The organism is Sorangium sp. So ce128 (assembly GCF_051525245.1).
GTDB classification, from domain to species: Bacteria; Myxococcota_A; Polyangia; order Polyangiales; family Polyangiaceae; genus Sorangium; species Sorangium cellulosum_B.
In genome coordinates this window covers 3,238,076-3,259,154 of the sequence record NZ_CP150313.1, presented here as the reverse complement: position 1 = coordinate 3,259,154, position 21,079 = coordinate 3,238,076, and the positions used below count along the sequence as shown (strand labels likewise).

At 72.3% G+C, this 21,079-nt stretch carries 19 protein-coding genes; 7 read left to right on the top strand and 12 right to left on the bottom strand.

Annotated elements, in window-relative coordinates; genetic code table 11:
* Positions 1-61 precede the first annotated feature (61 nt).
* Positions 62-697 (bottom strand): hypothetical protein, encoded by a 636-nt coding sequence (locus tag WME82_RS12755; RefSeq protein ID WP_438043068.1) that lies wholly within the window; start codon positions 695-697, stop codon positions 62-64.
* A gap of 147 nt (positions 698-844) precedes the next feature.
* Between WME82_RS12755 and WME82_RS12750 the strand changes: the two genes are divergently transcribed.
* Positions 845-2,017 (top strand): amidohydrolase family protein, encoded by a 1,173-nt coding sequence (locus tag WME82_RS12750; RefSeq protein ID WP_438043067.1) that lies wholly within the window; start codon positions 845-847, stop codon positions 2,015-2,017.
* 93 nt (positions 2,018-2,110) lie between these two features.
* On the opposite strand, the gene WME82_RS12745 is transcribed toward WME82_RS12750, so the two are convergent.
* Together WME82_RS12745 and WME82_RS12740 are read right to left on the bottom strand one after the other, a co-directional pair.
* On the bottom strand, positions 2,111-2,602 hold the full coding sequence (locus WME82_RS12745; RefSeq protein WP_438043066.1) for a DUF6691 family protein: 492 nt from the start codon (positions 2,600-2,602) through the stop codon (positions 2,111-2,113).
* Entirely contained in the window at positions 2,599-3,033 is a 435-nt protein-coding gene (locus WME82_RS12740) for a YeeE/YedE family protein (protein ID WP_437745723.1), read from the bottom strand. Before WME82_RS12740 ends, WME82_RS12745 begins: the two co-directional genes overlap by 4 nt.
* A 310-nt stretch (positions 3,034-3,343) precedes the next feature.
* Here WME82_RS12740 and WME82_RS12735 point away from each other — a divergent pair, with 310 nt between their 5' ends.
* Together WME82_RS12735 and WME82_RS12730 are read left to right on the top strand one after the other, a co-directional pair.
* Positions 3,344-5,149, top strand: coding sequence for a protein kinase domain-containing protein (locus tag WME82_RS12735; RefSeq protein WP_438043065.1), 1,806 nt, complete (start codon positions 3,344-3,346; stop codon positions 5,147-5,149).
* A 55-nt stretch (positions 5,150-5,204) separates the two neighbouring features.
* Positions 5,205-8,063: a TonB-dependent receptor domain-containing protein gene (locus tag WME82_RS12730; protein WP_438043064.1), complete on the top strand. Its 2,859-nt coding sequence runs from the start codon at positions 5,205-5,207 to the stop codon at positions 8,061-8,063.
* Positions 8,064-8,106: 43 nt separating this feature from the next.
* On the opposite strand, the gene WME82_RS12725 is transcribed toward WME82_RS12730, so the two are convergent.
* The 6 genes from WME82_RS12725 to WME82_RS12700 form a co-directional block, all read right to left on the bottom strand.
* A complete protein-coding gene (locus WME82_RS12725; protein ID WP_438043063.1) occupies positions 8,107-8,532 on the bottom strand; it encodes a bleomycin resistance protein in 426 nt (141 codons plus the stop codon).
* Positions 8,533-8,592: 60 nt separating this feature from the next.
* The gene (ribB, locus tag WME82_RS12720) at positions 8,593-9,762 is read right to left on the bottom strand and encodes a 3,4-dihydroxy-2-butanone-4-phosphate synthase (RefSeq protein ID WP_438043062.1); all 1,170 of its coding nucleotides are present in this window, start codon (positions 9,760-9,762) and stop codon (positions 8,593-8,595) included.
* Between the two features lie 126 nt (positions 9,763-9,888).
* On the bottom strand, positions 9,889-10,917 hold the full coding sequence (locus WME82_RS12715) for an ABC transporter substrate-binding protein (RefSeq protein WP_438043061.1): 1,029 nt from the start codon (positions 10,915-10,917) through the stop codon (positions 9,889-9,891).
* A gap of 169 nt (positions 10,918-11,086) precedes the next feature.
* The gene (locus WME82_RS12710; protein WP_438043060.1) at positions 11,087-12,328 is read right to left on the bottom strand and encodes a methyltransferase; all 1,242 of its coding nucleotides are present in this window, start codon (positions 12,326-12,328) and stop codon (positions 11,087-11,089) included.
* Between the two features lie 100 nt (positions 12,329-12,428).
* Complete coding sequence (locus WME82_RS12705) at positions 12,429-13,403, bottom strand: quinone oxidoreductase family protein (protein WP_438043059.1); 975 nt, start codon at positions 13,401-13,403, stop codon at positions 12,429-12,431.
* Complete coding sequence (locus tag WME82_RS12700; RefSeq protein ID WP_438043058.1) at positions 13,400-14,395, bottom strand: DMT family transporter; 996 nt, start codon at positions 14,393-14,395, stop codon at positions 13,400-13,402. The genes WME82_RS12705 and WME82_RS12700 overlap by 4 nt, the downstream gene beginning before the upstream one ends.
* Here WME82_RS12700 and WME82_RS12695 point away from each other — a divergent pair.
* Positions 14,394-15,353, top strand: a complete 960-nt coding sequence (locus WME82_RS12695) for a LysR family transcriptional regulator (protein WP_438043057.1) — start codon at positions 14,394-14,396, stop codon at positions 15,351-15,353. The two genes, WME82_RS12700 and WME82_RS12695, sit on opposite strands and share 2 nt — an antisense overlap.
* A 63-nt stretch (positions 15,354-15,416) precedes the next feature.
* Here WME82_RS12695 and WME82_RS12690 read toward each other — a convergent pair whose 3' ends face one another.
* Positions 15,417-16,247, bottom strand: coding sequence for a hypothetical protein (locus tag WME82_RS12690; protein WP_438043056.1), 831 nt, complete (start codon positions 16,245-16,247; stop codon positions 15,417-15,419).
* A 648-nt stretch (positions 16,248-16,895) separates the two neighbouring features.
* Here WME82_RS12690 and WME82_RS12685 point away from each other — a divergent pair.
* Positions 16,896-17,156 carry a cupin domain-containing protein gene (locus WME82_RS12685; protein WP_438043055.1) on the top strand — a complete coding sequence of 87 codons (261 nt, stop codon included), beginning with the start codon at positions 16,896-16,898 and terminating at the stop codon, positions 17,154-17,156.
* Positions 17,157-17,400: 244 nt separating this feature from the next.
* On the opposite strand, the gene WME82_RS12680 is transcribed toward WME82_RS12685, so the two are convergent.
* A complete protein-coding gene (locus WME82_RS12680) occupies positions 17,401-18,909 on the bottom strand; it encodes an FAD-dependent oxidoreductase (protein ID WP_438044884.1) in 1,509 nt (502 codons plus the stop codon).
* Positions 18,910-18,996: 87 nt separating this feature from the next.
* Here WME82_RS12680 and WME82_RS12675 point away from each other — a divergent pair, with 87 nt between their 5' ends.
* Together WME82_RS12675 and WME82_RS12670 are read left to right on the top strand one after the other, a co-directional pair.
* On the top strand, positions 18,997-19,641 hold the full coding sequence (locus tag WME82_RS12675) for a TetR/AcrR family transcriptional regulator (RefSeq protein ID WP_438043054.1): 645 nt from the start codon (positions 18,997-18,999) through the stop codon (positions 19,639-19,641).
* Positions 19,642-19,957: 316 nt separating this feature from the next.
* Positions 19,958-20,101 (top strand): hypothetical protein, encoded by a 144-nt coding sequence (locus tag WME82_RS12670; protein ID WP_438043053.1) that lies wholly within the window; start codon positions 19,958-19,960, stop codon positions 20,099-20,101.
* Between the two features lie 2 nt (positions 20,102-20,103).
* Here WME82_RS12670 and WME82_RS12665 read toward each other — a convergent pair whose 3' ends face one another.
* Complete coding sequence (locus WME82_RS12665; RefSeq protein WP_438043052.1) at positions 20,104-21,057, bottom strand: MBL fold metallo-hydrolase; 954 nt, start codon at positions 21,055-21,057, stop codon at positions 20,104-20,106.
* Between the last annotated feature and the right edge of the window lie 22 nt (positions 21,058-21,079).

Sequence of the window (21,079 nt, the reverse complement as noted above, 5' to 3'; positions counted from 1 at the left end):
CGAGGAGCGCTTCGCTGACCGCCGCGCGACGGGCAGGACCGGCGCGATTGGAGCGGTCCGATCATCGACACGCGCAGTCGACCGAGAGGGTGTAGCTGCCTTCGGCCCCGGCGTAGCCGTCCACCACCAGGTAGGATGTCTGGCCTGGCGCGCTCGTCCAGCTCACGGTCTCGACGGTCTGTAGATCCAGCGGGGTCGAGGAAGCCATCTCGTTCGACCGGATCGGGTCGCAGGCGGACAGCAGCAGGAGATCCAGGTCCGTCGCGAGGTTCTCGAGCTTTGCGACCATCATGCACTCGGTCGTCGAGGAGAAGGCATAGACCGTCTCACGCCCCGACTCGGCACGAGCGGTCCGGTCGTAGGCCGTCCACACGTTCGCGCGCCCCTGGCTCGTCGTGCTGTGATTCAAACGATCGCCACACGTGATCGGTAACGCTCCCCCACACGGGTCGGTCGCACCGTCCACGCCCCCGCCCGCGACGCTGCCCCCGGCGCCGCCCGGGGCGCCGCCGGCGCCGGTGCCGCCGTGGCCGCCCTCGGCGCCGGCCGTTCCCGCCGAGCCGACGGCGCCGCCCTCGCCGCTGTTCGCGACGGATCCGCCGGCGCCGCTGCCGCCACCGCTGCCGCCAGAGCCATTGCCGGCAGCGCCACCCGTCGCGGCCGCCTCGTGCACATCGTTGCCGCACGCTGCAACCATGAAAACCGCGCAACCAAGAGCCAAGTGGAGTCGAAGCACGTTGCCTCCTTCCGTTCCGCCTGCGCCCCGCAGCATATCATGCCAATTCGGTGATCTGCCCCGAGGCGCTCCTCGCCGAGAGCGGCCTCCTGCGCGCTATGCTCGGTCATGCTCGCGTCCAGAGGTCGCCTCGTGTCCAGCGCGCACATCGCAGCGCTCATGCTCGTTCTCCTCCTGCCAGCCGCGTGCGCTCACGGCCCGGCCGCGCCACGCGCGGCGCCGTCGCGGCCCGCCGACATCGCGGCGCTGCGGCTCGCGGACTGGCAGCCCGTACCGCTTCTGGCGCTCGAGCGCACCGCGATCACCCACCTGGCCGTGCCCGCCGTCGATGTCCACACGCACCTGCGCCGGGTCGTCGACGTGGCGGCCGAGGTCGCGCGCATGGACGCGTTCCACGTCGAGACCATGGTCAACCTCGATGGCTCCTCGGGCAAGCGCCTGGTGCGCGAGCTCGAGCGCTTCGACCGCGCCTATCCAGGGCGCTTCCTGACCTATGCCAACCTCGACCTCACGCTCGTGGGCGCGCCGGGCTGGGGCGAGCGCGTGGCCGCGCAGCTCGCGACCGACTTCGAGGCCGGGGCCAAGGGACTCAAGATCTTCAAGGAGCTCGGGCTCACGGTGCGCACGCCCGAGGGCCGGCGCGTCGCGCTCGACAGCCCGGAGCTCGAGCCGGTCTGGCGCACGTGCGCGCGCCACCGCCGGCCCGTGCTCTGGCACGTGGCCGACCCGGCGGCGTTCTTCGCCCCGCTGGACGCGAAGAACGAGCGCTGGCACGAGCTGCACGAGTTCCCGAGCTGGTCATTCGCGGACAGGACGCGCTTTCCAACGCGCGCGCAGCTCTTCGAGGAGCGCAACCGCGTGCTCGAGCGCCACCCCGACATCACCTTCGTGGGCGCGCACATGGCCAGCTCGTCCGAAGACCTGAAGCAGCTCGCGGGCTGGCTCGATCGCTTCCCCAATCTGCAGGTCGACATGTCGGCCAGCATCAGCGAGCTGGGCCGGCAGCCGCGCGCGGCGCACCGCTTCTTCGTGCGCTACCAGGATCGCGTGCTCTTCGGCACCGACCTCAAGAGCGCCAAGACCACAGGCTACGAGGTCTATGCGCGCTTCCTCGAGACCGAGGACGACTACTTCGATACCGAGGCCGCGAACGGCCGCCAGGGGTTCTGGAGGATCTACGGTATGCACCTGCCCGCGCCCGTGCTGCAGAAGATCTACCGCGACAACGCGCGCCGCCTGCTCTGGCCTGCAGATCCCGATCGGCTCGCGGCGCCCCCGTGACGCTCGGCGCCCGGCGCGACACACGATGTTCCGTCCGGCGCGACGCGCGTTGTGCGCCGTTCCGCCCGTCACAAGCGTTGGTTTACTTGCCGTTCATTCCGTCGTCTGCTCGCTCATCTCCGCTCTCGCCCTGGCCGAGGCGAAACGCTCGATCGCCATGCCGGCGGCCATCGCCGCGACGAACGCGAGCACGGCGCTCGATCCGGTCGCCAGCGAGACGAGCGCCGGCCCCGGGCAGTACCCGGCGAGACCCCAGCCGACGCCGAACAGCGCGGCGCCAGCGACGAGGCGCGCGTCGATGTCGGTGCGGGTCGGGACGTCCGCGCGGTCGGCCAGGAGGGGAAACCGCGGCGCACGGGCGGAGCCGGCCGCATCGACGCCGCCCGCGCGCCGCCGCCAGCGAAGGGCGCGGTAGGCCAGGAAGTGCACGGATACCGCGGCGGCCATCACGAACGCGAGGCTCGGGTCCCAGCCGCCGGCCACGTCGAGGAAGCCGATGACCCTGGACGGCTGGGTCATGCCGGAGACGCCGAGCCCCACGGCGAACAGCAAGCCGGCGAGGAACGCGACCGCGCCCTGCCTCATCGCGCCCCCCCGAGCAGGTGCCGGCTGACGTACACCGTGATGGCCGCGGTCGCGATGAACGTCAGCGTGGCGACGAGCGACCGGACCGACAGACGGCTGAGGCCGCAGACTCCATGGCCGCTCGTGCACCCGTTGCCGAGCCGCGCGCCCCAGCCGACGAGCAACCCGGCGACGATCACGAGGCCGAGCGACCCGCCGCCCCCCGCTGAGGGGAAGGCGACCGGATGCGCGGCGACGAGCGCGAGGCCGCCGAGGAGGAGGCCCGCGACGAACGCCGCGCGCCAGGCGGTATCGCCAGGCTTCCGGAAGAGGAGCCCTCCGACGATGCCGCTGATGCCAGCGACCTTCCCGTTGAAGAGCAGGAGGAGAGACGCGCCCAGGCCGATGAGGGCGCCGCCGAGGAGGGGGCCTATCACGGTGAATTCATTCACGATGTGACCTCGCTGAGAGACCGGTGGCCAGCATAGCAATGCGCGTCATCCACGGGAGACGAACCACCACGCGGTGCGCAATTCCGGAGCCCGCGCGGCGGTTGTCGGCCGGCCCGCCGGCTCGCGCGCCCGCTGTCCCGTCCGCCACCGCTCGCCGCGCAACCGCTGCTGCGAGCGCGCGGCGCCACACCCCGCCTGGATCGCCGCCCGACAGAGCGGGTGGGGCTGGGAGCGGGCGTATCACACACGGCGCCAGCGGACGGCCGAGATTGTGCCGGGTCCCAGAGGTGCTGGTGTATACTGACGGCCGATGGCCCACGCAGGCTCGGACGCGGCGGAACCGTCTTCATGGCGCAGGATTCCGCGCGTCGGGGATGTCGTCGGCGGCAAGTACCGCGTCGAGCGGGTGCTCGGCCGCGGCGGCATGGGGATCGTCGTCGCGGCGCACCACGTCTCGCTGCGCCACCGCGTCGCGCTGAAGTTCCTGCTGCCCGAGGGGCGCACCACGCCCGGCGCCACGGAGCGCTTCTTCCGGGAGGCGCAGGCCGCGGCGGCGATCGCCAGCGAGCACATCGCCCGCGTCATCGATGTGGGGCAGACCGACGACGATCTGCCCTATTTCGTGATGGAGTACCTGAATGGCATCGATCTGGAGGCGCTGCTCGAATCGCGGGGCCCGCTGCCCGTGGAGCAGGCGGTCAGCTATGTGATCGAGGCCTGCGAGGCGCTCGCCGAGGCGCACTCGCTCGGGATCGTCCACCGCGACCTCAAGCCGGGCAACCTCTTCCTCGCGAGCCGCAAGGACGGCTCGAACCTGATCAAGGTGCTCGACTTCGGCATCTCGAAGGCGTCCGAGGAGGGCGTGCTCGGCTTGAACGCCCAGCTGACCGCATCCGCCGTGGTGCTCGGCTCCCCCCGCTACATGTCGCCGGAGCACATCCGCAGCACCCGGACGGTGGACGCCCGCAGCGACATCTGGGCGCTCGGCATGACGCTCTATCAGCTCCTTACAGGGCGGCTGCCGTTCGAGACCGAGTCCGTCTCGGCGCTGTTCGTCAGCATCGTGACCGACGTGCCCGTGCCCCCGCGCAGCCACCGGCCAGAGATCCCGCTCGCGCTCGAGTGGGTCATCCTGATGTGCCTCGAGAAGGATCCGGCGCGCCGTCCCCAGACGATCGCCGAGCTGGCCACGCTGCTCGAGCCGCTCGGGTCGGAGTCCGCGCGCCAGACGGTGGCGCGCATCCTGCGCAGGGCGATGGGGAACGAGGCCGCCGACGCGCCGCCGGCGCCGGACCGCCTGCGGGCGATCGACGAGGAAGCCGAGACCCTGACCGGGCCGATCGGCCCCACGCGTGGGTCCCGGCACAGCTTGAGCGAGCAGGCGAAGGAGCGCGCCTCCTCGATGCCACCCACGCAGGCGTCCGTCGCTCCACCCGCCCTCGCGACGGCGGCCTCACCATCGATGCCGCCTGGGCGGGTGTCCGTCGCTCCTCTCACGCTCACCGCCACGGCCTCGCCGTCGGTGCCGCCCGCGCGGGTGTCGGTCGTTCCTCTCACGTTCACCGCGGCGGCCTCGCCGTCGGTGCCGCCCGCGCAGACGTCGGCTGCCGGACCTCCCTCCGTGCACGCGTTGCCCCCGGACGAGTCGCTGGCGCCGACGGCGGCGCCGTTCAGACGGGGCGAGCGCGTCGCCGCAGGGGATCCACAGGGGCGGCGCCGGCGAAGCATGGTCGCGCCCCTCGCGGCGGCGGCGCTCGTGGCGCTCCTCGGGGGCATGGCGGCGACCGCGTGGCTCGGGCGCGGCGCGGCGCCGGCCGCGGGCGCGCCGCCTGCCGGCGAGGCGGCCTCGCAGGTCGCGCCGGCGCAGGGCGAGCCTTCCGCGCCCTCGCGCGAGGATCCCGGGCCTTCGTCCCTCCCGCCGTCGGAGGTCGCCTCGCCGCCCACAGCCGCGGCGGCCGCCGCGGCGAGCGGGTTCGCCACGGCCGGCGCCGCGCTCGCGCCGCTCGGCTCGGCGAGGGCGGGCCGCCCGCGCGCGGTGCTCGCGCCGTCGTCGCCGTACCCGGCCAGCAGCGAGCCGGCGCCGACGAAGGCGACGCGCCTGCGCGAGCACCGCTAGCTGCATGCGTCGAGCGCCCTCGAGCACGCGCGCTCGCCGGTGGAGGCTCGCCGCGGTGCCCCTCCTCGCAGGCGCCCTGCTCCAGGCCCCCGCCGCCCGCGCCGACGGCGAGGGCCAGGCCGACGAGGCCGACCTCCACTTCGACCTGGGCCGCGACCTCTACAAGCAGGGGCAGTTCCAGGCCGCCCTCGAGCACTTCCTCGCGTCGAACCGGCTCGTGCCGAACCGCAACGTCGTCTTCAACATCGCGCTCACCTACGAGGAGCTCGGCCGCTTCGCGGACGCGCACCGGTACTACGACGACGCGCTCGAGGGCGAGGCCGACCCGGAGGTCGTCGCCGAGGTCCAGGCCGCGCTCCAGCGGATCGCGCCGCGCGTGGCCGTGCTCCAGATCGTCACGTCGCCGCCCGGGGCCAGGATCTACGTCGATCGCAAGGACCTCGGCGCGCGCGGCACGGCGCCGCGCCGGCTCGCCATGTCCGAGGGGCGCTACCGGATCCTCGTCGAGCTCGCGGGCTACGAGCCCGTGGCCGTGGACGACGTCCCGGTGAAGCTGGGGCAGAGCAAGGAGGTCCTCATCGTGCTCCGCCGCATCGTCGGCACCGTGCGGGTGGACGTGCGCGGCGCGAGCGAGGCCACGGTGCACGTCGACCACGACGGCGCGCCGCCCGCCTGCACCGCCCCGTGCGATCTCGATCTGCCGCCGGGCCGCCACGTGCTCCATTTCTCGCGCCCGGGCTTCGAGGCGGCGCCGCAGCCGCTGACCGTCGCCGCGCACGAGACGGTGCCGATCACGGCGACGCTCAGCCCGCTCACCGGCTCGATCCTCGTGCGCGCCGACGAGCCCGACGCCCTCGTCGAGATCGACGGCCGCCCCATGGGCTTCACGCCGTCGGTGATCCAGGGCGTCGCCGTGGGCCGGCGCCGCGTCCGCGTCAGCCTGCGGGGCTTCGCGCCCGTCGAGCGGACGATCGAGGTGACGGCCGGCCAGCAGGCGGAGCTGCGCGACGTCACGCTGGCGCCGCTCCGGGAGGTGTCGTCGGCCTCGCGCGTCCTCGAGCGCCTGGAGGACGCGCCCGCATCCATCAGCGTCATCGAGCAGCACGAGCTGCGCGCCTTCGGGTACCCGACCATCGCCGAGGCGCTGCGCGGCACGCGCGGCATCTACCTCTCGAACGATCACGTCGTCTACTCGGCCGGGATCCGCGGGCTCGGCGAGCCGCTCGACTACGGCAACCGGCTCCTCGTCCTCTCCGACGGCCACTCGACGAACGACAACGTGCTGAACGCCTCGTTCGTGGGCTCCGACGCCCGCGACGACCTCCACGACGTGGATCACATCGAGGTCGTCCGCGGCCCTGGCTCGCTGCTCTACGGCACGGGCGCGCTCTCGGGCATCGTCAACCTCGTCCCGCGCGGGCGCGACGAGCCCACGAGCGCGCACGCGGCGGCCGGCACCTACTACGACGGCGTGGGCCACGCGCGCGCCGGGTTCCACTACAACGCCCGCAGGGACGCGGGCGTGCGGGCGAGCGTCACCGGGGCGCGCTCCGACGGGTTCGACGTGCCGGTGGCGCTGCGGGACCCGGGCGAGGGGCCGCGCGTGCAGATCGCCGAGCGCGCCGAGACCTTCCGGGCCGGCGGCACGTCCGGGCGCGCCTGGTACGGGCCGTTCACGGCGCAGTGGATGTACCACGCGCGCGAGCAGCTCGTCCCGATCGGCTACGTGGGCACGCGGCTCAACGACCTCGGGACGAGCTACGAGGACGCGCACATGATGGCCGAGGTGCGCTTCGAGCCGCGGCTCACGCCCGACCTGCAGCTCATGGCGCGCGCCCACGTGAACCGCTTCGTCTGGCACGGCGCCTACGCGTTCGACGAGGCGACGATCTTCGAGCAGCAGCACGGCACCTGGCTGGGCGGCGAGCTCAGGGCGGCGTGGACGCCGCTCCCCTGGCTGAGGGTCACCGGGGGCGGCGAGGTGCAGGCGCACCCCGAGGCGACGCTGAGCAGCGTGTTCACGGACGGCCGCGCGCGCACGAAGCCCGTGCCGTACCGCTTCGGCGCCGGCTACCTCATCCTCGACAGCTCGCCCGCCCCGTGGGTCCGCCTCTCGTGGGGCGCGCGCCTCGACGTCTACAGCACGTTCGCGCCGATCGTCGTGCCGCGCGCCGCGGTCATCCTCCGGCCCGCGCCGGGAGGGGTCCTGAAGATCATGGGCGGGCGCGCCTTCCGCGCCCCGAGCATCTCCGAGCAGTTCTACACCGACGGCAAGACGCAGGTGCCCGCCGTCGACCCCGAGCGGGGCCTCGTGCTCAAGCCGGAGTCCATCGCTTCCGCCGAGATCGAGTACTCGCAGCGCCTCGGCGACGACTGGACCGCGCTCGGCGCCGTTCACGCGAGCAAGCTGTCGGACCGGATCACCTCCGCCGAGGACCGCCCCGGCGTTCCCGGCGTGGTGCGCTACGTGAACAGCCGTCGAGACGCGTTCGTGGCGGGGTGTGACGTCGAGCTCCGCCGCGAGTGGCGGCAAGGCTGGATGCTCGCGGCGACGTACGGCTACCAGCGCGGCGAGCTCAGGCGCGGCGAGCGGCTGATCAACGCGCCGGAGCACCTCGCGTCGTTTCGCGGCGTCGTCCCGGTGGTGGAGCGGCTCGCCGCCGCGGGGCTCCGGATCAACCTGGAGGCGCCCCGGCGCGTCGGCCGCAGCTCGGCCGACGAGACAGCGGGCGCGATCGTCGCGGACCTCACGGTGTCCGGGGAGCTCCAGCGCTTCCACAGCCGCTATGTGATCGGCATCTACAACGCGATGGACACGCGGTACGACTATCCGGCCGCGGAGAGCTACCTCTCGGCCACGAGCCGGCAGAACGGCAGGACCTTCCTCGCCGAGATCACCGTCAGCTATCCATAGCTTCGCCGCCAGAGGTCCAGCCAGGGATCCGGAGAGAGAGCGATCAAGAGCGCAGGGGGCGCTGGCCCAGGTCCGTGAAGAACCGCAGGAGATAGCCGTCGGGGTCGGCGACGACGAACTGGCGGTTGCCGAGCTCCATGTCGCCCTCGCGGTACCACCTCTCCTCGAAGGGGATCACGATCTGGAAGCCGCCTGCGCGCACGCGCTCGTACAGCGGCGTGACGTCACCGACCTCGATCTGAAAATTGACGCCGCGTCCGTAAGGATGCTCCAGCGGCGCGGTGCGGAACCTGCGGCCCGGCCCCGCCGCCTCCTGCAGCATGAGCTGCGCGCCCTCGAAGTCGATGAAGGCAAACCGCTCCTCGGGCCTCTCGTGCCGCAGCGTGCAACCGATGACACCGACGTAAAAGCCGAGCGAGGCGCCGAGATCCGCCACGTCGAGCTCCGGTATGAGCTTCTGCCCGTTCATGGTCCTTCCCCTCGAGATCGACCGATGGCTCGAGCGGAGCCGCGGTTCATCGGGCAGAGCCTAGCTCACCACGGAGACATCCACGCCGGGTTGGATCACCGACGATGCGCCGCCATGCCCCGAAATCCCTGCCCGCCCGCGCCGCGGCGGCGGCGCGCCGTGGCCTCCCACCTGCGTCACAGGCTCGCCCGTCTCGAGGTCGATCTCCTTCTTCGGCCCGTCGGGCCGGGGCGCCCTCGAGTCGAGGAGCGTCGCCCGGCGAACCCCGAGCGCCACGAGCTCGCGCGCGGCCACGGCGAGCTCGAGCCCCATGGTGACGTCGGCTCCCGCAGATGTCGGCTCGGCCGGCGGGGGCACATAGACCACCGCGCCGGCGCCGGCAGCCTCGATGTCTCGCAGGGCGTCGAACAGATGGGCGTCGCCGAGGAGGTCCGAGACGAGCGCCGCGCGGTGGGTGTACACGATGGCGGTGTCACCGGCGTGCGCCGGCGCGCCGTGCGTCAGGAGGAGCAGCTGCCTCTCGCGACGTATCGTGTACGTGTGCGCCCGCCACTCGCCGCTCAGGCCTGCGGGCCGGAACGGGGCGCTCCGGACGCGCGCGGCGACGTCCTCGCACCGCACCCGGTGGCGGAGGAGGTCGTCGATGGAGACGAGCGGCAGCCCCTGTCGCGCCGCGAAGCGCGCGAGGTCCCGGCGGCGCGCCATCGTCCCGTCGTCATTCAGGATCTCGCAGATGACGGCGGCCGGCAGCCCCCCGGCGAGCCGCGCCAGGTCGACCGCGCCCTCGGTGTGCCCCTCGCGCTCGAACACCCCGTCTCGGCGCGCCCGCAGCGGGAACACGTGCCCTGGCGACACAACGTCTCGCGGCGACGCGTCCCGCGCGATCGCGGCCGCGACGGTGCGCGCCCGGTCGCGGGCGCTGATGCCGGTCGTGACGCCCTCGCGCGCCTCGATGCTCACCGTGAACGCCGTCGACCGGCGCGCGCCGGGCCGGGTCGCCATGAGCGGCAGCCCGAGGCGGTCCACCTGGTCCTCGGTGAGGGCGAGGCAGATCAGCCCCCGGCCGTGGGTCGCCATGAAATTGATGGCGGCCGGCGTCGCATGTTCTGCCAGGACGACGAGATCTCCCTCGTCCTCGCGCGCCTCGTCGTCGACGAGGATCACCATGCCACCGGACCGGAGCTGCTCGACGGCAGCCTGAACACGCAACGTGGATGTCGAAACGGCCATGGATTCCTCTTCGCTCAGCGGGCCTGGAGCGGCGCCAGTCGATCGATCTCTTCCAGATCGGCCCCCGTCAGCCGGAAGCCCACGGCGGCGGCCAGGCCGCGCGTTGCGGCCCGCGCCCCCAGGCCGTCAGCCCTTCGGCTTGCCGTTCGCGTCCCACTCGGCCCAGAAGCGCTCGAGTCCGGCGTCCTTCAGCGCCCGGTTGAGGAAGCGCCGATCGGTCCAGGGCTCGACCTCGAAGGTGCTCCTGATCAGGCCGTACTTCTTCGAGTCGGCGACCGCCGACTTGTACCGGGCGATGGCGTACTCGTCGAGCAGCGGGCTGGCGTTCTGCTTCATGTCCTCGCCCTGCTGCGCTTCCTTGTAGTTCGCGAAGGGCGTGCCCGACTTCGACCACAGCTGGAACGCCTGCGTGCGGTTCTTCTCGTCCGCGACCCACGCCGCTGATTTCACCGCGAGCGTGATGATCTTCTGCACGACGTCGGGGTATTCGTTGATGAAGTCCTCCCGCGCGATGATGCCTGAATTGCTCGGGTAGGTCGGGGAATCCCCCTTCGTCGTGTAGACGATCTTCGCGATCCCCTGGTCGCGCAGCGAGAGGTAGTCCGTGCCGCCGAACACCGCGTCGATGTCCTTCGTGGCGATCGCCGCCTTCGCGGTGGAGGCATCCATGCTGATGGACCGGATGTCCTTCTCGGTCAGCCCGTGGCCCTCGAGGATCCGGTTCGCGGACAGCTGAGAGGCCGTGCCCTTCTGGAAGGCCACCTTCTTGCCGCGCAGGTCCCGGACGCCGGTGATCGGCGAGTCGGCGGGCACCACCAGGTAGGCGTGTCCGCGCCGGCTGGCGCTGGCCAGGAGCCGCGTCTTGAGGCCGCTCGCCCGGCCGACCACGGAGGGCAGGTGACCGTGGGTCCAGATGTCGAGCAGGTTGTTCGCGACCGCCTCGTTCACGGCGGGGCCGGCGCCGCGGAAGAAGTTCCACTTCACCTCGATGCCGTCCTTCTTGAACTCCTCGGCCAGGGTCCCCTGGAGGTGCAAGAGGGAGAAGAAGCTTCCTCCGGTGACGGGGCGATTGCCCACGCCGACACCGGGCACCCCGACGCGGATCACGCTGGGCCCGGCGGCCCGGGCCCTGCCTGCCAGAAGCGCTGCCGACACCGCTGCAGCGGCGCCTCCCAAGAACTGACGTCTTTGCATGGCGCCGTGATGTGCACCGTGCGTGCCATTCCATGAAACCCTTGGAATCAAGGGTCTGCCAAGCGGCGCTGTTGCCAGGGAAGCACCCGATCCGCAGGGCTGCTGGCGAGGGGCCCACGGCGGGGCCGCGTCAGCCCCCGAGCCCTCCCGGCCGGGCGCTCGCGAAGATCGCGACGTTCCTCGGCGTCACCTCGGGCTCGAACACGATCGCCGCCTCGACCTCGTGCCCTCGCTCGCCGAGGACCATCGCGCGATCCAGCGCGACCGCGACCTCCGTGAGCCGGGCCAGGAGCGCGCGCGGCAGCGTGAGCCGGCGCATCTGGCCGAACGCCGCGCGCGCCGCGACCTCGCGCTCGCGGAGCTCGGCCTCGGTCGCCGGGCCGAGGCCCCGCAGCGCGAGCGCCCTCGCCGCGAGCTCGCGCAGCCCGCCGTGCGCGCGCCGCCGGTTGATCCCGCGCATCTCCTCGCCCAGGGCGACGTCGAGCCCGCGGCCGCGGAGCAGCGACAGCAGCGCGTGCCGCCGCTCGCGGGCCAGAAGCTCCTCGTCCAGGCTGGCCTCGACCCCCGCCGCGCGCGCCGTCAGGTTGGTGAGCCCCAGCGCCTCGCGCTTCAGGACGAGCCCCGCCGCCCTGGCCGCGGCCGAGAGCGGGGCGCGGGCCGGCGCGCCGATCTTCTGCAGGCAGCACGAGACGAGCGCCAGATCGCAGGGCGCCTCGGCCGCCGCCGTCACCATGCGGTCCCCGAGCTCGCCGCAGGCGTGAAGGCCGACCGGCAGGTCGTCCGGAGCGAACGCCAGCGCCTGCTCGAAGGCGTCGAACGCCACGAAGCGCGCCCGCCCCCCGGCGGCCAGCGCGGAGGCCGTGGCCACGCGGTCGGGCTCGCGCTCCAGGCCGACCGCATCGCGGTCGAAGCGCGCAGCGGCGAGGCGGGTGAAGTGGCCGTGCCCCGCCCCCACGTCGACGAGGCGGCGGGCGCGGGCGGCCATGGGCGCCACGGCGCCGAGCAGGGCCTCCAGCTGGAGCCGCTTGCGCGCCGGCACCGCCCGCAGCTCGTCCAGCGACGCCGGCGGGAGCGGCTCGACCGGCCGCCGCGGCAGCCTGGCCGCCTCGTCCGCGGCCCGCGCCAGGGCCACGAGGCTCGGGGGCGCGGCCCCGAGGCCGTCGATGCACGCGGCGAGCCCCTCGGCCTCGCAGCGGGCGAGCTCGGCGTCGGAGAGCGCCAGCAGGAAGCCCGTCCAGCCCCGCGCCTCGCACCAGGCCGGCGGCGCGCCCTCGTCGACCCGCGCTTCGACGATGTCGAGCGCCGGCACGAGCACCTCGAGGGCGCGCGCGAGGCGCTGGGCGACGGAGGGCGGCGTGGTCGATGGGGACATGCGCGGACGGGAGACGGGGCGAGGACTACCGGATCCGCGCCGCGCCAGGAAGGCGCCTCGGGCGCGTCGCCGGGCGAAGAGGCCCAGGCCTGAGCTCGGCTCAGATCTCGAGCAGCACCTTGCCGGCCGTGGCGCGGCTCTCGAGGAGCTCATGCGCTTCGGCCGCCCGCGCGAGCGGCAGGACGCGCTCGATCCGCGGCAGGAGGGTGCCTTCGCGGTGGGCGTCGAAGACCGCGCTCGCCCGGCGCGAGAGCTCTTCGCGCGTCCTCACGTAGCACGCAACGTTCTCGCCGCTCACGCTGACCGATTTCGCCATCAGGCGCCGGAGATCGAGGGCGTCCGGTGCTCCGCTCGCGAAACCGTAGAAGGCGATGTGGCCGCGCGGCGCGACCGCCTCCAGGTTGCTCTCGAAGGTCGCTGAGCCCACGCCGTCGATGATGTAGTCGGCGCCTCTGCCCTGCGTGAACCGCAAGGTCTCCTCGGCGAAGTCGCGCGCCCGGTAGTCGATCACGTGGTCCGCGCCCGCCGCCGCCGCGAGCCTCGCCTTCTCGGGCGTCGACACCGTGCCGATCACGGTAGCGCCGCGTCGCTTGAGCCATTGCGTGAGCAGCCGCCCCATGCCGCCCGCCGCGGCGTGGATCAAAGCCGTCTGCCCCGGAGCGAACCTGGGATTCTCGAACGTCAAGACATGGGCCGTCAGGCCCTGGAGCATCAAGGCCGTCGCGCTCTCGAAGCTCACGTCCGCGGGCAGCGGGATCACCTGCGACGCCGGGACCAGCTGATACTCCGCGTAGGCCCCCAGGCCGAAGTGCAGTGTGGCCACGCGCTCGCCGGGTCGCGTCTCTGTCACGCCCTCCCCCACGGCAGCGACGACGCCGGACGCTTCGAAGCCGGGGGTCAGCGGCGGCGGGTCTGGCCAGGGGTGCGCCGCGCGTCGCAGCGTGACGTCCGCGAAATTCACCCCTGCGAAGCGAGCTCGAACGAGCACCTCGCCGGAAGAAGGGGTGGGCACCGCGAGCTCGTGGAGCTCGAGCACGTGGGGGGCGCCGAAGCGCACGAGTCGAATCGCTTTCATGATCGGATCTCCCGGTCGACGACGATTTCGGGGTCTTGCGCCGGCGGCGCGGGCGGTTCGAGCAGCACGGCGGCGGCAGAGGCGAGGATCAAGAGCCCGCCCGCGAGCGCGGCGCCCGTCGGTCGTTCACCGAGCAGCGCGAGCGAGAGCGCGATCGCGACGAGCGGCTCGAGCAGGGTGAGCGTCGCGGCCTTGCCCGCGCTGACGCGCGACAGGCCCCACAGAAACAAGAGCCCCCCGAGCACGCCCGGTCCCGCGCCGGCGACGACCAGCCAGAGCGCCGACGCGACGTCCGGGCTCGTCCAGGTGCTTCGCGGAGAGAGCAGCGCCAGCAAGGGCAGCGCGAACAGCGAGCGGAAGAACAGGAGCTCGGCGCCCGAGAGATCGCGCGTCAGGCGCTTGCTGAGCAGCACGTTGGACGCGAGGAACACCGCGCTCGCGAGCCCGAAGAGCCCGCCGCTGAGCGACGGCGCGGAGGACCAGGGGCTCAGCATCAGCGCGAGCCCGAGCAAGCTCGCGCTCGAAGCCCAGAGGACCCGCCCCCGCAGGCGCTCGCCGAGCAGCGCCCCCGCCGCGAGGGCGACCAGGATCGGCGCCAGGTGGTGCGCGGTCATCGCGACCGCGACGCTCGTGCTCCGCAAGGCGAGCAGCAGGCAGGCGACGTTCAAGGCCTCGCAGGCGCCGACCGCGAGGAGCGCCCGCACCGGCAAGCGTCCGCTTCGCCGCGCGCCGAGCGCGAGCGGCGCCGACGCGAGCGTCATGCCCGCCATCAGCGCGAAGCTCTCGAAGAACGGCGACAGCGCCGCGGAGCGCTCCGCGTGCTTCACGAACAGCGGGACGGTGCCCCAGGCAGACGCCGCCGCGATGACGGCGACGAGGCCCTTGATGGTTTCATGCTCCCTCATCGAGCTCACGGAAGCGAGCTTGGCGATGGCCGTCGGATTAGACCAGCGACTTGTTTTGACCTCATTGTTAAGCGATGCTTCACGCATGACCGAGCTCGCCGTCGAGAGCCGCCACCTCCTCTTGCTCGTCGCGCTGGACGCGGCGGGCAGCCTGCACGCCGCCTCGCGCAAGCTCCACGTCTCGCCGTCCGCGCTGAGCCAGCAGCTGCGCGAGCTCGAGGATCGCCTGGGTGGTCCGCTCTTTCTGCGGCAGTGGCGGCGCCTCGTCGCCACCGCCGCCGGACGGCGCCTGACCGACGCGGCGCGCGCGGCGCTCGCCGATCTGTCGCGCGCCGAGAGCGAAGCGCGGCGGCTCATGAGCGGGACGACGGGCGTGCTGCGCCTGGCGACGTCGTGCCACCAGTCGTATGCGTGGCTGCCGGGAGTCCTCCGCGCGTTCGCCGAGCGCTTTCCCGACGTGGAGGTCACGGTCGTCGCGGATTCGGCCGACGCTCCCAGCGAGGCGCTGCTCGCGCGCAAGCTCGACGTCGCGCTCGTGACCGGCGACACGCCGCGAGCGCGGGGGCTCGCTTACCGACGCCTCTTCCGCGACGAGCTCGTCGCGATCGTGGGCTCCGGGCACCCCCTCTTCGGTCGAGCCTGGGTTCCGCTCGAGGCGCTGGCGCACGAGCACCTGTGGTCGGATGCGCGAGCGCTCGATCCGCAGACGGTCCTCGGCCGTGCGCTGGCCCTCGCGGGGGTGGCCGGGCCGAAGAAGCTCACCCCGGTGCCGCCGGCCTCGGGCGTCGCCGTGGAGATGGCGCGCGCGAACCTCGGGCTCGCCCTCGTCCCCCGCTGGGCAGCGACGCCGCTCGCGGCGAGCGGCGCGCTCGGGGCGGTGCGGCTCGGCAAGCGCGGGCTCGCCCTCGAGTGGCAGATCGCGACCCGGGTCGGAGAAGCCGAACCGGCGCTCTTGGCCTTCGTCGAGACGCTGATCGCCCACCACCCGCGCGCTCCAGGCCGAAAACCGGCGGGGCGTCCGCGGGCTCGCCCGGCGCCTGAGTGAAAGAAGACCGAACGAATCGTCGCCTGCGCGGATCCCGCGCGGTCTCCTCCGCCGGCAGCGACTTCAAGATCTGCTCCTCCTCGAGCCGGAGGACGAGCTCTCGAGCTCGGCGGGGTTCGCGCCCGAGAAGGCCTGGAGCGCGCCGGTGAGCTCGGGGAAGACGACCTCGTCGCGCGCGGGCTCGCCGGGGCCGTAGCGCAGCCAGAGCAGCGGCCACGCGTAGGCGCGCACCTCCTGCGCCACGATCCGGCCGCCCGCGGCGAACGCGTCGAGGGTGGCCACCGCGCTCTCGATCGTGCCGGCAAACTGGTGGCCATGAAAATCCGGCTCGACCATCCGGTCGCCGCCGCCTCGGTAGGCTGTGCGCACCGCCCGGGGGCGGAGGTCGAGGCAGCGCAGGGCCTCGGGGAAATCCGCGTCACCCAGCGCGCGCTTCAGGGCGCTCACGAACGCGAACAGCGCCGGCACGAACGACATCTCGCGTGGCGCGTAGAGCTCGCGCACCTCGAACGGGCGGTCCTGCACGTGGCGGATGCGCACCCGCCGCAGGTGGCCTTCGCCCATGCAGGACGCGCAGACGACGGGGCTCGCGCTGGCGCCGGCGCACGCGGTGCAGGGCCGGGGGCCGAGATGCTCGGCCAAGCGCCGGTGAGCGCGGGCCTCGAACTCGAGGGCGTCGGGGAGCGGCGGCTCATCCGTCGCGATCTGCAGCGCGTCCTTCGGGCTGAGGTCGACGACCTCGGTCCAGCCTTCGCGGCGCACGAGGAACGCGAGCACCACCAGCGCTGCCACGCGGCGCTCCTCGACCGGCGCGCCGGTCGGCAGCGCGAGGCCCTCGGCGCGGGCGCGCCCGAGGGTCGGTAGATACGGGGCCACGGGGTCGGACGGATCCACGCGGGCAAGGCTAGTACGATGTCGGCCAAAGACGAAATCGCGGCAGCGAACCGTCGCTCTGGATCGTTGACAAGGGGCAAGCCACGAACTACAAATGTAGTTCTTGAGGGAGCGTTCCAAGAACCTCTCCTGATGCGGAGATGCGTGAGGGCTCTGTCAGGAAGTGCGCGGTGAAGAGGCGTTCGGCGGCGGCAGTTGCCGCGATCGCCACGCAGCTCCGAGCTCGCCCCGGACGGTTCTGCCTAGAAGAGGAGTGCCATGAAAAAGAGCGTGCTCGATTGCAAGTTTCCCTCGACGTTGTTCGGCGGTGCGGCGTTGTCGCTTTTTCTGGTGAGCGCTTGTGCGACGCAACCGTCTCCGGCGCCTGTGTCCGCTGACGCGAAGCTCCCGCTGAACGGGCCCGACGCGACGCCGGTCGCTCGAACGCAGGAGACCGAGGGCAGCGCGGCTCTCGTGCCGGCGGCCAACGCCAACCAACTGGCCTCACCTGCAGCGGAAGCGCACCCGAACGCGCAAGCTCCGGCGACAACCGCGCCAGGCTCCGCAGGGAGCGCGGAGCGCGCCCACGAGCCGAAGACTGCCCAGGGAATCTCGCGCGCGCTGCTCGATCAGTCGGACTTGCAGGATCTTCCCGGGTGGGAGACGCGGATGTACCTTATCGAGTATGCGCCCGGCGTCGCGGCGCCGCCGCACCACCACCCGGCGGCCGGCGTCGGGTACGTAGTGAGCGGCAGCTTCGAATCCACCTTCGAGGGCGGCAAGACCATCGAGGTCCGCGAAGGGCAGAGCTTTCGGGACTTGCCGAACGTGTCCCACGTGATGTTCAAGAACACGAGCGCCACGAAGCCGCTCAAGTTCGTCATATCTTACGTGGTTCGCAAGGGCGCTCCAGTGCTGGTCGTCCCGTGACCTGGAGCGCGAACGCGGAGGACCGGTGAACGCCTCCATCGTCGTGATCGAGGGGCAGCGGGGCGGCCGCGCCGAGCAGGAGATCTCCGCCGTCGATCTTGGCGGCAACGTGAGCGAGCCGGCCGTCGTCCCCGCCGACCTCGACTGCGGCGGGAGCTGTTCCACCAATGGAAGCAATTCCCGCTCGCTCTCATCGGACCTGCGCTTCTCTGTCGCGCCCGTCGCAGACCCGCCGTCGCAACGCTCAGCTGCACGCGGCGAGATGGTCCGAGACTGCCGAGGCGTCGCCGGCGTCGGAGATCAGCGCGACGTAGCCGTCGGGACGGATGAGTACGAGGGTGCGCTCCGTCGCGCCGTAGGCGTGGGCGAGATGGCCAGCCGTGTCGGCGATGTCGTCGGGGCCCGTCGGCTGTCCGACGACATGGAGCGTCCTCAGGTCGGAGGCTGAGGCGCCGATCGCAGGCGCGGGCCCGAAGCACAGCAACGTGAAGCGCCCGCCGCGCGTCAGCTCGAACAGCCGGCGTTCACCTTCCACCGTGGTCAGCTTTGTCGCATCGGGGGCGCGATCGCCGGCGCGGAGCAGGGCAGTCTCGTCGCGGTCGTCGCGCGCCAGGGGAGAGCCGCGGTAGTGGATGTCGAGCTGGGTGGTGCTCGCATCGCGGCGGATGGCGATGTCCTTCCGCTCGAGCGCCTGCTGGAGGCGCGAGTTCGAGAGCGCGAGCACGCCGGCTGCGATCGGTCGCCGCTCGGCCTCGTAGCTGTCGAGCAATGCCGGCGAGGCGCCCTTCGCGACCGCCGCCAGCTTCCAGCCAAGGTTGTGCGCGTCCTGGACGCCTGTGTTCATTCCCTGGCCGCCGGCGGGCGAGTGGACGTGCGCCGCGTCGCCGGCGAGGAACACGCGACCCTCGCGATATCTGTCCACGAGGCGGACGTTCGCGCGCCACAGCGACGACCACGTCGGCTCGTGGAGCCGGAGGTCGGTACGGCCGCTCCGCCGCTCGAGGATCGCCCGCATGTTCGCGAGGCTGAGCTCGGGGTCCTGTCGCGGCGCGACGACGGCATGAACTTGAAAGACGTCGGTCGACGGCAGCGGGCAGAGGCCGACGACGCCCTCCTCATGCCACCAGATGCGCCAGGCGTCGCGGTCGAGGCCGTCGACGCCGGCGTCGGCGACGATCATCCGCACCTCCTCGCGTGTCTCACCCTCGAACGCGATGCCGGCCTGCTTGCGGACGATGCTGTGGCCGCCGTCGCAGCCGACCAGCCAGCGCGCGGCGACCGTCTCCGTCTCACCGCCCTTGACGACCACCGCCGACACGCCTTCGCCGGACTGCTCGAAGCTCGCCAGCGCAGCACCGAACTCGACCGAGCCGCCGAGCTCCGCCAGGCGCAGCCGCAGCGCTTCCTCGGTGCGCCATTGGGGCGTGATCAGGCTCGCCGGATAGGGGATATCGGAGCGACCCTTCAACGCCTCGGGGATGGCGCCGCCCAGCGTCTCCCGGCCGTCGGGAGCCGTGGAGAGGATCGGCATCGCCATCCGGCCGTGGGCGATCACCCGATCGACGATGCCGAGATCGTCGAAGACCTCGAGCGTGCGCGGCTGGATGCCCTTGCCGCGCGAGCCGGGCCGCGGGCCTGGGGCGGCCTCGATCAGGCGGAAGGACACGCCGCTGCGGGCGAGCTCGCAGGCCAGCGTCAGCCCGGTCGGGCCGGCGCCGACGATCAGCACTGCGCACGGCTCGGGATCTGGCATCGTCAGCCTCCGGTTGAAGAGAGTGATCCATCTCTTATCATCCGCGGCGTTGATAAGAAATGAAAATCTATCTAAACTGTCAGGTCCATGACGACAGGAACGCGAAGGCAAGTCCGCCATAGACGACGCGGCCAGCAGCTCGAGGCCGATCTGCTCGACGCGACCTGGGAGGAGCTGGTCCAGGTCGGCTTCGCGAACCTGACCATGGAATCGGTCGCCGCGCGCGCTCGCACGGGGATCGCGGTCCTGTACCGTCGCTGGGCGAACAAGGACGAGCTGGTCCTCGCCGCCATCCAGCACCGCCGGGACGTAAGCCCGGTCGCGGTCCCCGACACCGGCGCCCTGCGCAGCGACCTGCTCGCCCACCTGACGGCCCTGAGCGACGCCCTTGCCGGCTTCTTCGCCATCGCCGCAGCCGCCGCCTTCTCGGGGTTGCTGGCCGCCACCGGCCTGACCCCCTCGCAGGTGCGCGACAAGGTCATGGGCGCCCAGAAGCCGCGTGTCCGCGTCCTCTACCAGCGCGCCCACGACCGCGGTGAGGTCAACCTCGAGCGCATTCCCTCCGCCGTGCTCGCCCTGCCGTACGACCTCGTGCGGCACGATCTGCTCATGGATCTCAAGCCGCTGAAGCCCGCACGCATCCAGTCCATCGTGGACGAGCTCTTCCTGCCCCTCGTACAGGGCTTTGGAGCGCGCGAAGGCAATGCAGCACGTCGCGCTCGGCGTCGATGACGTACCGTTGGACTGGTCCACGAAAGCGCGGCGCGCTGCTCACAGCCTGCGCCGATGGTGCCGGCTCCGATGATCGCTGCCAGCATCGCCGCGGCTCTCGTGTTCAACATGGTATTCTTCATCGAATCTGTCTCCGGCGCAGAGCGGGCTTCCGCGATCCGCCCATGTGGGGTTGTGACGGCCAACCTGGAAGAGATCGCCCGACCGTTCGACGTTATCCCGGCGATCCATCCGGATCGAGTACCTCCCCTCCCCGCACTGCCGCGCCGCCCCTACAACACCGCGCGACGCGGCAGTCCGCCGCCCACGAGGATCCATGGGACGAACCTTCTCCGAGCTGGACGACGACCTCATCGGCTTCCTGGCCGAGCAGCGCCTCTTCTTCGTGGCCTCCGCCCCCTCAGGCAGCGGCGGGCACGTCAACCTGTCGGGCCTGCCCCCGCCGTCAGGAGGTGAGTGATCTCAGAGCCCGCGGGTCTCGCCGACGTCGAGGATCCAGAGGCGCTCCAGGTCGCCACGGCCCTTCAGGAAGGCCTCGCGCGCGCGGACCGGCGGCTCGCCTATCGGCTCGTCGGTGAGCTTGTACGTGCCCCAGTGCATCGCGACGAAGGTGCGCGCGCCGAGCAGCTCGGAGGCCTGCACGGCCTCTTCCGGGCCCATGTGCTGCGGCTCCATGAACCAGCGCGGGGCGTAGGCGCCGATGGGCAACATGGCCCAGTCGATGGAGCCGCCGTTGCGCGCGCCGATCTCGGCGAAGCCGTCGAAGAAGCCGGTGTCGCCCGAGTGGTACGCGGCGCCCTCGGGGCCGCGGATCACGAAGCCGCCCCAGAGCGCCTCGTTCCTGTCCCAGGGCATGCGCATCGACCAGTGCCGCGCGGGCACGAGCGTGATCTCGACCTGGCCGACGCGGACAGACTGCCACCACGCGAGCTCGTCGATCGCGCCCGCGCCCAGCTTCGCCAGGAGCGCGCCGTTGCCCTGCGGCACCACGAAGCGGGGCCGGAGCGGCGCGTTCTTCTTGCCGAGCTTGCCCGGATGCACGGCGTGCGCCGCGAGGATGCGCGACAGCGTCCGCGTGTCGAGGTGATCGCGGTGGTTGTGCGTGATCAGCACCAGATCGATCTCGGTGAGGTCCTCGATCGGGATGCCCGCCGGGGCGAGCCGCTTCGTGGTGCCGAGGCCTGTCGCGAGGATGGGATCGATCAGGATGCGCAGGCCGCCCAGCACGAGCAGGAACGACGCGTGGCCAATCCACGTGAGCGAGGCGCGGCCGCTCTCGACGAGCGAGCGATCGTACGCGCGGTGCGGCGTGACGAAGCCGTCGGCGACGGCCTTCTCGCGGGCGCCGAGCTTCCACTTGAGGACGTCGGCCGCGCCGCGCGCGGGCGTGGTGGCAAGATGATCGAAGCGTCCCACACCCGGCGGTATACCACGAGGA